Here is a 12,076-nt window from a genome sequence, read left to right as displayed (position 1 = left end):
GGTTACTCCTTACACCTTTTCAACCTGAACAAGGTTTGTGTGGGATGGATTCCCCTTCGCCAGCGGCGATGGGCGCTGCGTGGTCAGTACGTTAATACTGCCAGCCTGGTCGATGCGATTTGCATCCGGGTTGTACCAGGCCCCTTCCCCCAACGCGACAACGCCAGGCATCATACGCGGTGTAACTTTGGCTTCGATATGCACTTCGCCACGACCGTTAAAGATACGCACGCGATCGCCATTTGAAATGCCGCGCGCCTTCGCATCCATCGGGTTGATCCACATTTCCTGACGGCAGGACGCTTTCAGTACATCAACGTTGCCGTAAGTTGAGTGAACCCGCGCTTTGTAATGGAAGCCCGTCAGCTGCAACGGGAATTTCGCGGTCAGCGGATCGTTGTAGTTTTCGAAACCAGGCGTATAAATTGGCAGCGGATCAATCACATCCCCTTCCGGCAGCTCCCAGCTGGATGCAATTTTTGCCAGTTCTTCAGAGTAGATTTCGATTTTGCCCGACGGGGTGGTCAGCGGATTGGCATGAGGATCGTCGCGGAATGCCTTATAAGCAACATGGTGACCTTCCGGGTCGCGCTGCTTGTACATGCCCTGCTGACGGAAGGTATCGAAATCAGGCAGGTCAGGGATCGCTTTACGAGAAAGCTCATGCAGATGACGCATCCATCCTTCCTGAGTACGCCCTTCGGTGAACTGCTGCTCAACGCCAAGACGCTTCGCCAGCTCAGACGTCATCTGATAGATGGTTTTGCATTCAAAACGCGGTTTAATCGCCTGATCGGTGAAGATCACATAAGACATGTTGCCGCAGGAGGCATCCAGCGCGAAGTCCATCTGCTCTGATGCGGTGCAATCCGGCAGAATGATATCGGCATATTTCGCCGACGAGGTCATGTGGCAGTCGATGACCACAATCATCTCGCACTTCTTATCATCCTGAAGGATTTCATGAGTACGGTTGATCTCGGAATGCTGGTTAATCAGGCAGTTACCAGCATAGTTCCAGATCATCTTAATCGGAACATCCAGTTTATCTTTGCCGCGAACACCATCGCGCAATGCCGTCATTTCCGGGCCGCGTTCAATCGCGTCGGTCCACATAAACATGGAAATACTGGTTTGCACCGGGTTGTCCAGGGTCGGCATACGTTCAAATGGCACTTCATAAGAGCCTTCGCGCGCGCCCGTATTGCCCCCATTGATACCCACGTTGCCCGTCAGAATAGAGAGCATTGAAATGGCACGGGTGGCGATTTCACCGTTCGCATGACGCTGCGGCCCCCAGCCCTGGCTGATATAGGCCGGTTTCGCCGAACCAATTTCACGTGCCAGCTGAACAATGCGTTCTACCGGAATACCGGTGATCGTGGATGCCCACTGAGGCGTTTTTGCTACACCGTCACTGCCCTGGCCAAGAATGTATGCTTTGTAATGCCCGTTAGCAGGCGCACTGGCTGGCAGAGTTTTCTCGTCGTAACCAACGCAGTATTTATCAAGGAAAGGCTGATCAACGAGATTTTCAGTGATCATCACCCACGCCAGCGCACTGACCAGCGCGGCATCGGTACCCGGACGGATAGGGATCCACTCATCTTCACGCCCGGCACCGGTATCGGTGTAACGCGGATCGACGATGATCATGCGAGCATTAGATTTAGCACGAGCCTGTTCGAGATAGTATGTCACCCCGCCGCCGCTCATGCGGGTTTCACCCGGGTTGTTACCGAACAGCACCACCAGTTTACTGTTTTCGATATCAGACGGGCTGTTGCCATCTGCCCAGCCGCCGTAAGTGTAATTCAGCCCTGCCGCAATCTGCGCGGAAGAGTAGTCGCCATAGTGATTGAGATAACCGCCGCAGCAGTTCATCAGGCGTGCTACCAGCGTTTTTCCTGGTGGCCAGGAGCGGGTCATGGTGCCGCCAAGCGTACCTGTACCGTAATTCAGGTAGATGGATTCGTTGCCGAACTCTTTAATCAAACGCTGCATATTGGTCGCGATGATGTCGTAAGCTTCGTCCCAGCTAATGCGCTCGAACTTTCCTTCCCCGCGTTTTCCAACGCGTTTCATCGGGTACTTGAGGCGATCCGGGTTATAGACACGGCGGCGCATTGAGCGGCCGCGCAAACAGGCGCGAACCTGATGTAACCCGTCATAGTTATCGTCGCCGGTGTTATCCGTTTCGACATATTTGATTTCGCCATCCACCACGTGCATCCGCAGCGGACAACGGCTACCGCAGTTAACGGTACAGGCGCTCCACACCACTTTTTCCGGGGCTGACGCCGGGGACAGCGCATCCGCCGCCGACACCATACGAGAAAAAGGCAGAGTTAACGCACTGCTGGCAACAGCCAGACCGCCTATTGCCGTGGTTTTCATCAACCCACGGCGAGTGACCTCGGCAGCCAGTAAAGCATCAGGCGCTTTGATTTTCATAAAGACTCACTTTGGTTGCTCACAAATAAAAGAGATACGGCAGAAACCGCTATATAGATTTATATATAACGAATTTCTCCGTTATTAGTTTTTTATGCTGGCTTTCATTCGGAGGAGTATTACTACTTTAGAGGGAGACGTTATTGTTTCGTGTCAAAGCAGGGGCATAAAAAAAGCGCCCTGAGGCGCTTTTTTAATTTAAGACAAATTAGCCGATGTACTGCAGGCCTTTCATGTACGGACGCAGCACTTCCGGGATCTCAATACGACCATCAGCCTGCTGGTAGTTTTCCAGCACAGCAACCAGTGTACGACCCACAGCCAGCCCAGAGCCGTTCAGGGTATGAACCAGACGGGTTTTCTTGTCTGATTTGCTGCGGCAGCGCGCCTGCATCCGGCGAGCCTGGAAATCCCAGACGTTAGAGCAGGAAGAGATCTCACGGTAGGTGTTCTGTGCAGGAACCCAGACTTCCAGGTCGAAGGTTTTGCAGGCACCAAAGCCCATGTCACCCGTACACAGTGCCATACGGCGGTACGGCAGACCCAGCAGCTCCAGCACTTTCTCAGCGTGGCCGGTCATCTCTTCCAGCGCGTCCATGGACTCTTCAGGACGGACGATCTGCACCATCTCAACTTTGTCGAACTGGTGCATACGGATCAGACCACGGGTATCACGACCGTAGGAACCTGCTTCAGAACGGAAGCACGGAGAATGTGCAGTCAGTTTAATTGGCAGGTCGTCTTCGTCGATGATCTCATCACGCACGAGGTTGGTCAGCGGCACTTCAGCGGTTGGGATCAGCGCGTAGTTGCTGCTGTCTGCTTCTTCGTCCAGAGGACGCGTGTGGAACAGATCGCCGGCAAATTTCGGCAGCTGGCCAGTACCGTACAACGTATCGTGGTTAACCAGATACGGTACGTAGGTTTCGCTGTAGCCGTGCTGCTCAGTGTGCAGATCCAGCATGAACTGCGCCAGCGCACGGTGCAGGTGAGCAATCTGCCCTTTCATCACCACAAAGCGAGAACCGGTCAGCTTAACTGCGGCTGCAAAGTCCAGGCCCGCGTGCATTTCGCCCAGCGTTACGTGATCGCGAACCTCGAAGTCGAACTCGCGAGGCGTGCCCCAGCGTTTCACTTCAACGTTGTCGTTTTCGTCTTTGCCGACAGGAACGCTGTCGTCAGGAATGTTCGGGATCGCCAGCGCGATATCACGGATCTCGGTCTGAAGAACGTCCAGCTCAGCTTTCGCCTGATCCAGCTCTTCACCCAGTTTGTTCACTTCCAGGCGTAATGGCTCAATGTCTTCCCCGCGTGCTTTCGCCTGGCCGATGGATTTCGATCGAGAGTTACGCTCTGCCTGCAGATTTTCAGTTTGTACCTGCAGAACTTTACGACGCTCTTCAAGAGCGCGCAGCTTATCTACATCCAGCTTAAAGCCCCGGCGTGCCAGTTTTTCAGCGACTGCGTCTGGCTCATTACGCAGCAGATTGGGATCGAGCATGCTTATCCTGTGCTTATCGAATTAAAATAGGAAAATGTGACCACAGCCTGCGGTCACAAGGATACATTGCCAACATTACCGCAACGATCGCGCTAACGGTAGCGTTTTATAGGGCTATTTTGATCCTGTCCGGCGAGCCAGGCGAGCTTTTCGCCAATCTTGCCTTCAAGACCTCTGTTTGTGGGGTGATAATAGCGGGTTTGTGCCATCTCCTGCGGAAAATATTCCTCTCCGGCGGCGTAGGCATTGGGTTCGTCGTGGGCGTATCGGTACTCCTGCCCGTAACCCATCTCTTTCATCAGTTTGGTCGGTGCATTACGCAGATGAACCGGCACGTCATAGTCCGGGCGTTCACGCGCATCCGCCATCGCCGCTTTAAACGCGGTATAGACAGCATTACTTTTCGGCGCACAGGCCAGATAAACTATCGCCTGCGCGATTGCCCGCTCCCCTTCTGCTGGCCCCACGCGGGTAAAGCAATCCCAGGCTGAAATCGCAACCTGCATCGCGCGGGGATCGGCATTACCGACATCTTCCGATGCAATGGCCAGACAGCGGCGAGCGACGTACAGCGGATCGCCACCGGCACTAATGATCCGTGCATACCAGTACAGTGCTGCATCAGGTGCACTGCCTCGCACCGACTTGTGCAGGGCCGAGATCAGATCGTAAAAACGATCGCCTTTGTTATCGAAACGCGCGCTGCGTTCACCGGCAATTTCAGTAAGCAGTTCAGGTTTCAGTACACGCTTACCGGAATCATCCACTTCGGCCATATCAGCCATCATTTCCAGCGTGTTTAACGCACGGCGCGCATCCCCATTGACCAGCTCCGCAATCGCAAGCCGCGTTTCGTCCGGCAGAACGATATCCTGCCCGCCATAACCCCGGGCCTTGTCTTCCATCGCCTGAGTGAGAACCTTTTCGATATCGTCGGTTGTCAGCGATTTGAGCAGATAAACACGTGCACGGGAAAGCAGTGCCGAGTTCAGTTCAAAGGAGGGATTTTCGGTCGTCGCGCCAATAAAGAAAATGGTGCCATCTTCAATGTGCGGCAGGAATGCATCCTGCTGGCTCTTATTGAAACGGTGGACTTCATCGACGAAGAGGATAGTACGGCGTCCGGCATTGCGGTTCTGCCTTGCTCGCTCGATAGCTTCGCGGATCTCCTTCACACCGGAGGTCACTGCGGAAATGCGTTCAACATCGGCGTTCGCATAGCGGGCGATCACTTCTGCGAGCGTCGTTTTTCCCGTGCCCGGTGGGCCCCACAAAATCATGGAGTGCAGATGCCCGGCTTCGATAGCACGCGGCAACGGCTTACCCGCAGCCAGCAGATGCTGCTGACCAATGTACTGCGCTAAATTTTCTGGCCGCATACGAGCGGCCAGAGGTTGAAACGCATTATCTGAAAAATCGAGCGACAGGTTGCTCACTCACGCCTCTTACTTATTGCGTTGGTCGTCCACCGTTACGCCCTGCGGCGGGGTAAAGGTGAATTTTGATGCATCGACAGCGCCGTTTTGCTGGGATTTGAGCTGGTAACTGCTACGCTGATCGTCCTGCTCAACCGCACCAAACTGATTAATGGTTCCGTTGGTGCTCACGTTAATGGTGAACTGTTTCAGGTTACCGTTGCTGCCTTTCGGCGTCAGAACAAACTCATCACCATTTTGTTTGATGTTGTACTGCTGCCAGTCGCTGGACTGGTTACGGGCAATCAGCATAAACGGGGTATTACTGGTGGCATCTTTCAGCCAGGTGGCAGTTGCCTGCTCAACAAACGGGTTGAAGAACCACAAGGTTTTACCATCTGACACCAGAATACTTTCATCCGGCTGTGTCATGTGCCAGTTAAACAGATTCGGGCGTTTTACCCACAAGTCCCCCTGACCTTCCTGCACCGCGTTACCGCTGCCGTCAGTCACTTTTTGGGTGAAGCTGGCGTGGAAGCTACTTACTTTATCCAGTCGGCTTTTAAGGTCGCTGGCTGCATCAGCCCAGACGCTGCTGGCAACAAAACTGGTCAGTAATGCACAGGCGATTGCGAATTTTTTCATTGTTATTCCTTAAAATACGTCATCCCGATATGGGGTTCTGTCGTCTATTGTGAACCTGCCCGCAGGCAGGCGACAGAAGAAAATGCTTAATTTTGGCTGATTTACCCTTCTTTGCAATCGCTGAAGGGTCAATCAAACGGCGGCGGAGCCAGCACCTCACGGTTACCATTATGCCCCTGCTCGCTCACGATGCCCTGCGCTTCCATCTGCTCGATGATGCGGGCCGCGCGGTTGTAGCCGATACGGAACTGACGCTGCACCCCGGAAATAGATGCTTTACGTTTTTCAGTCACGAAGTTAACCGCCTGATCGAATAACGGATCCAGCTCTTCACCACCGTCAAAGCCACCGCCACCGCCTTCACTTTCAGTGTCAGAGGTAATGCCATCCACGTACTGCGGACGACCACGCGCTTTCCAGTCCTGCACCACCGCGTGAACTTCCTCATCGCGGACGAATGCACCGTGGACACGCACTGGCGAGGTGGAGTTCGGGCCGGAGTAAAGCATATCACCCATACCCAACAGCGACTCTGCGCCGCCCTGGTCGAGGATGGTACGCGAGTCAATTTTACTCGAAACGGTAAACGCGATACGCGTTGGGATGTTCGCTTTAATCAGACCCGTGATGACGTCCACGGATGGACGCTGCGTCGCCAGTACAAGGTGAATACCGGCAGCACGCGCTTTCTGCGCCAGACGGGCAATCAACTCTTCGACTTTCTTACCGACAGTCATCATCAGGTCAGCGAATTCGTCTACCAGCACGACGATATAAGGCAGTTTTTCCAGCACCGGATGCTGGGCATCCATGCTGTCACCCGGCTTCCAGTAAGGATCCGGAATCGGGCGCCCCATACGTACTGCTTCAGCGATCTTCTCGTTATAACCGGCCAGGTTACGTACGCCGAGAGCCGACATTAACTTATAGCGACGCTCCATCTCATTAACGCTCCAGCGCAGGGCGTTAGCAGCGTCCTTCATGTCGGTGACCACTTCCGTCAGCAGATGCGGGATACCTTCATAAACAGAGAGTTCCAGCATTTTCGGGTCGATCATGATGAAACGCACATCTTCCGGCTGCGCTTTGTAGAGCATACTCAGGATCATGGCGTTCACACCGACTGACTTACCCGAGCCCGTCGTACCCGCCACCAGCAGGTGCGGCATTTTCGCGAGGTCGGCTACCACAGGCTCGCCTGCGATATCTTTGCCCAACACCACGCTCAACGGCGATGGATTCTCACGGAATTTGGCGTTATCCAGCACTTCACGCAGATAAACGGTCTGGCGTTTCTTATTTGGCAGCTCCAGGCCGACATAAGGTTTGCCCGGGATAACTTCCACCACACGCACCGCAACGGTCGACAACGAGCGCGCCAGGTCACGGGAGAGGTTAGAAATTCGCGCGGCTTTAACTCCAGGTGCCAGATTCAGTTCGAAACGGGTGATAACCGGACCAGGGGAATAGTTCACTACGTCCGCTTTAATGCGGAAATCAGCCAGACGCGCTTCCACAAGACGCGCCATCTGTTCCAACGCAAAGGTATCTACCGGTTCAACTTCTGACGGAGGCGGCGTTAACAGATCCAGCGACGGCAGCGGCGTGCTTGGGCGTTGCAGCGGACGGCTGTCCCCGTTACGCATCAGAAGCGGGTGAATCAGGCTTTCCTTCGGCTGTGCCGGTGGCTGCTGGAACTGCGGCGCGTGCTGAGGCTGTTGCGGCTGCGCATAAGCCTGTGGCGCTGGCTGCTGCACATGCGGCGCAGGTGCAGGCTGCTGGTACGCAGTTTGCGTTTCAGGCATCACGCCTGGGGTGAATAACGGTTCGCTCGGGCCATCATCAACCAAATCTTTCATTGGCGAGAATTCGAAATCAGATAACGAGAACGGATTTGCTCCCGCAGGCTGCTCACCGGAATAGCGTTGCTGCTGAGTGGCAGCAAACTGGCGCGCTAACTCAGCTTCGGCCGCGTCGTCTTCATCGTCTTCATGAACATGAGTCGGCCGGGCTTCGTGTTGATACTCTTCGCCATAACGCTGCTGCTGTTGTGCAGCAAACTGACGTGCCAGCTCATCCTGCTGCATCTCATCGGCGTCATCTTCGTACTCAGATTCACGCGCTTTCTCCTCAGCCATACGCTGAGAAGGTAATTTGATGCCATAGGACGCCAGCTCACGGCGGGTAGGAACACGCACGCGATTAGGACGAGGAAGCTGCGGGCCAATACCCTCTTTCACCTGTGGACGCGGCGCGCCACCGGATGCCAGGCTAAAGACAGGCGCAGCCACTGCTGCTGCCGCGGTCGCGTGCTTCACGCTTTCCGCAACCGGCGCCACAACCGGTGTAGGATCGACTGGCGGTACCGAAACGGAAGGAGCCCTGGTGGCGGGTTCTTGTACCGGTTCCGGTACGGGCTGATACCAGGCGGCCAGCTGTTCGCGCTCACGCGCGCGGCGTTCTTCAACTTCTTCAAAATAGTACATTGGTGGGCGAGTCGGTTTGACCTCTTCCACTTCAACCTGTGGTTCAGCTTGCGGCTCAACGTACGGCTGAGCAGGCTCAACTGGCGCATATTCCTGATAAGGCTGAGACACCGGCGCTTCATACTCTGCGTATGGCTGCGGCGCGTATTGCGGTTCTGGCTGGTACGGCTGCTGCCACTGTTCCTGTTCCTGCGGCTGTGCTGGCGCATAGCTTTGCGGTTCAGGGGCAATAACCGGCTGATGCGCAGGAATGACTGGCGCTTCTTGCCACTCAACCGCAGGTTGCTGGACAACAGGCTCTGGCTCATACACCGGCGCGGAAGGCATGACTGCCTCAACAGGCGCAGCATAAGCCTGAGCGGCTGTGGTTGCCGCAGCAGCAGCTGCGACAGGTTCGGTAACCGAATGACCATTTAATAACGGGTCATATTCGTCGTAATCACCCGGCATGGCACGACTGCCAGAGAAGAGCACATCATCAGGGTCAACAGGAGTCCCCGCAGCACGGTATTCAACCTGTTCGTCATCATCCATGCGTTTGCCGGAGAAGAGCGCGGCATCGGTTTTACGTCCTAACGGATTAGCAAATTTTTCGGCCACGCGTTTACGGCGCGCCAGTGCGCCACGCAGAATACGCGCGCGGCGAGATTCTCGATGCGGAGCTGAAGCGGTATCTTCTTCGTCCTCATCTTCATATTCGTCTTCATCTACCCAGGTATCATCACGACGGGTACGGTTGCTGGCAAACGTCAGAATATTCAGGATCAGACTGCCGAGTTTTTCGGCAATGCTCACCCATGACCAGCCGGTAAACAGCGTTAGTCCCGCTGCCCAGATACAGAGCAGCGTAATGGTGCCGCCGCTGCTGTGCAGCATCGGTTGCAGCGCGGTGCTCAGCAGGCTGCCAATCACCCCACCGGACGCGAAATACCAGATATCGTCGGCGTTAATTGCCGCCAACCCGCAGGAGGTCAGGATCAGCGCCAGGGCGCCAATCAGGCGCAGCGAAACCGCGAAATAATCGATGTATTCATCATTCTGACGATGACGCCAGGCAAACCAGCAGCCACCGATGATGATCACCGGGATGGTATAGGCCATGACACCGAAGATGAAAAACAGGGTGTCCGCAAGCCAGGCGCCGGGCGTGCCACCTAAATTATGGATAGGCTCATGCCATGCGGTTTGCGACCAGCTCGGATCTGAGGGATTAAAACTGAGTAAGGCTGCCATCAGCCAGACGGCAAAAAGGGCAATAACAATCAGCAACGCCTCAAGGAGTCGACGTCCGCTGCTTAGCTTCGATAGTGTGACTTCTTTGTCTTCAGTATATTCCTGGCTCAAGAAAGGCTCTCCAGGTATCAGGCATGTCCTGCCTGTTTGCTAAAACGGACAACAGCGCCGGGTATCCCCGGCACTGTTGCTGTATGGATTAACAGGAGTGTAATCAAACTACGCTGATTTTGCACCTGTTCCGTGTTAGCGCGTCTTAATAACCAGACGATTGCTCTGTTTGACCTCTTCCATCACCACATAAGTACGGGTGTCGTTCACGCCTGGCAGACGCAGCAGGGTTTCACCCAGCAGCTTACGGTAGGCGGACATATCAGGCACACGGGTTTTCAACAGGTAGTCGAAATCACCGGAAACCAGATGACACTCTTGAATTTCTTCAAGTTTTTGTACAGCGGCGTTAAATTGCTCAAACACATCCGGCGCACCACGATTCAGAGTAATCTCAACAAATACCAGAAGTGAGGCATCCAGATAATGCGGGTTCAGCAGAGCCGTATAGCCCTGAATAAAACCCTGTCTTTCCAGTCGGCGCACACGCTCAAGGCACGGCGTCGGGGAAAGTCCCACACGTTTTGAAAGCTCGACGTTGGAAATACGCCCATCCTTTTGCAATTCATTAAGAATGTTACGATCGATACGGTCGAGATCTTTGCCAGGGCGCTTCTTGCTATCTACCATTATTATTGTCTCTCTGTATTCCTTCCCTACTCCTGCCTGGACCCTGTGCACATCACTGTTCAGAGCCTGTACCCGTTATTCATCACATCGCCTGATTATGTAATATGCGCGATGCGGATTCGGGTTCTACGGTAAGAAGACCGGTGCCTGAAATGGCCGCCACCGACATCACGTATGGCGTCTGTCCACACCATGCGTAGATTTCACTGACCCGGTAAAAATGGCATTTACGTGCATGTCTATGCGACACACTGTTAACGCGGTTTTTTTCTTCCTTCAATGTTTTCGCAAAAGCGCAGGGGATTGTCAAAGCAAAACATCGATTTTTAGTACAACATGCCGGATATTCATAACGACTGGCCATTAATCCTCATTTTATTGCCTTATAATCGACCGGTTTTCAGTAGAAAGCGTTATGTTATAGCGCTCAATCCATCGCCAGTGTCTATTGCACATATCGATATCAAAATTGCTGTGCTCTTTTTTTACGGCAACAAATTCCCTACAATCCTGCCAAATGTCTGCCAACAACAATGGGGATCTCATGGGCACGGCCAAACACAGTAAGCTGCTAATTCTTGGTTCTGGACCTGCGGGATATACCGCGGCGGTCTATGCTGCACGCGCTAACCTGCAACCGGTTTTGATTACCGGTATGGAAAAAGGCGGTCAGTTGACCACCACGACTGAAGTAGAAAACTGGCCAGGCGACCCGAACGACCTGACCGGGCCGCTGCTGATGGAGCGTATGCACGAACATGCGACCAAATTCGAAACCGAAATTCTGTTCGATCACATCAACAAGGTCGACCTGCAAAACCGACCTTTCCGCCTGACAGGCGACAGCGGTGAGTACACCTGTGATGCGCTGATTATCGCGACGGGTGCTTCTGCGCGTTACCTCGGACTGCCGTCTGAAGAAGCGTTCAAAGGCCGTGGCGTTTCTGCCTGTGCAACCTGTGACGGTTTCTTCTACCGTAACCAGAAAGTCGCGGTTATCGGTGGCGGTAACACCGCAGTAGAAGAAGCGCTGTATCTGGCGAACATCGCCTCTGAAGTGCATCTGATCCATCGCCGCGACACCTTCCGCGCAGAGAAGATCCTGATCAAACGTCTGATGGATAAAGTGGCGAGCGGCAATATCGTGCTGCACACCAACCGTACTCTGGAAGAAGTGACAGGCGATCAGATGGGCGTTGCTGGCCTGCGCATCCGCGATACGCAGAACACCGACCACGAGGAATCACTGGAAGTGGCAGGTCTGTTTGTGGCTATCGGCCATAGCCCGAATACCGCTATCTTTGACGGTCAGCTTGAGCTGGAAAACGGCTACATTAAAGTGCAGTCCGGTATTCACGGCAACGCGACCCAGACCAGTATCCCGGGAGTCTTCGCTGCGGGTGACGTGATGGACCATATTTACCGTCAGGCGATCACCTCTGCCGGCACCGGCTGTATGGCCGCGCTGGACGCTGAACGTTACCTTGATGGGCTGGCTGAAACAGGTAAATAATCTTTACAAGTCAGTAACAAACGTAAATAAAGGCGGCGATAAGTCGCCTTTATTGTCTCTCCGTTGTAACATTGCCGTGCCCAATTTC

General features: G+C 54.2%; 7 protein-coding genes. 1 reads left to right on the top strand and 6 read right to left on the bottom strand.

What is annotated here, in order from left to right; all coding sequences use genetic code 11:
• Positions 1 to 9 precede the first annotated feature (9 nt).
• The 6 genes from dmsA to lrp all read right to left on the bottom strand — a co-directional run bounded on the left by dmsA (position 10) and on the right by lrp (position 10,475).
• Positions 10 to 2,454: a dimethylsulfoxide reductase subunit A gene (gene dmsA, locus N1249_RS07345; RefSeq protein WP_259836183.1), complete on the bottom strand. Its 2,445-nt coding sequence runs from the start codon at positions 2,452 to 2,454 to the stop codon at positions 10 to 12.
• A 208-nt stretch (positions 2,455 to 2,662) separates the two neighbouring features.
• On the bottom strand, positions 2,663 to 3,955 hold the full coding sequence (gene serS / locus N1249_RS07340) for a serine--tRNA ligase (protein ID WP_259836181.1): 1,293 nt from the start codon (positions 3,953 to 3,955) through the stop codon (positions 2,663 to 2,665).
• A 92-nt stretch (positions 3,956 to 4,047) separates the two neighbouring features.
• Complete coding sequence (gene rarA, locus N1249_RS07335) at positions 4,048 to 5,391, bottom strand: replication-associated recombination protein RarA (protein ID WP_257272512.1); 1,344 nt, start codon at positions 5,389 to 5,391, stop codon at positions 4,048 to 4,050.
• A 9-nt stretch (positions 5,392 to 5,400) separates the two neighbouring features.
• Positions 5,401 to 6,015: an outer membrane lipoprotein chaperone LolA gene (lolA, locus tag N1249_RS07330; RefSeq protein WP_014069567.1), complete on the bottom strand. Its 615-nt coding sequence runs from the start codon at positions 6,013 to 6,015 to the stop codon at positions 5,401 to 5,403.
• Between the two features lie 128 nt (positions 6,016 to 6,143).
• A complete protein-coding gene (locus N1249_RS07325) occupies positions 6,144 to 9,845 on the bottom strand; it encodes a DNA translocase FtsK 4TM domain-containing protein (protein WP_259836174.1) in 3,702 nt (1,233 codons plus the stop codon).
• Positions 9,846 to 9,980: 135 nt separating this feature from the next.
• A complete protein-coding gene (lrp, locus tag N1249_RS07320) occupies positions 9,981 to 10,475 on the bottom strand; it encodes a leucine-responsive transcriptional regulator Lrp (protein ID WP_000228469.1) in 495 nt (164 codons plus the stop codon).
• 544 nt (positions 10,476 to 11,019) lie between these two features.
• Between lrp and trxB the strand changes: the two genes are divergently transcribed.
• A complete protein-coding gene (trxB, locus tag N1249_RS07315) occupies positions 11,020 to 11,988 on the top strand; it encodes a thioredoxin-disulfide reductase (protein ID WP_257272515.1) in 969 nt (322 codons plus the stop codon).
• The last annotated feature ends 88 nt before the right edge of the window (positions 11,989 to 12,076 follow it).

The organism is Enterobacter sp. CP102 (assembly GCF_025152625.1).
Lineage (GTDB): Bacteria > Pseudomonadota > Gammaproteobacteria > Enterobacterales > Enterobacteriaceae > Enterobacter > Enterobacter soli.
Note: the sequence above shows the minus strand (reverse complement) of the source record. Positions and strands in the feature narration are given on the sequence as shown.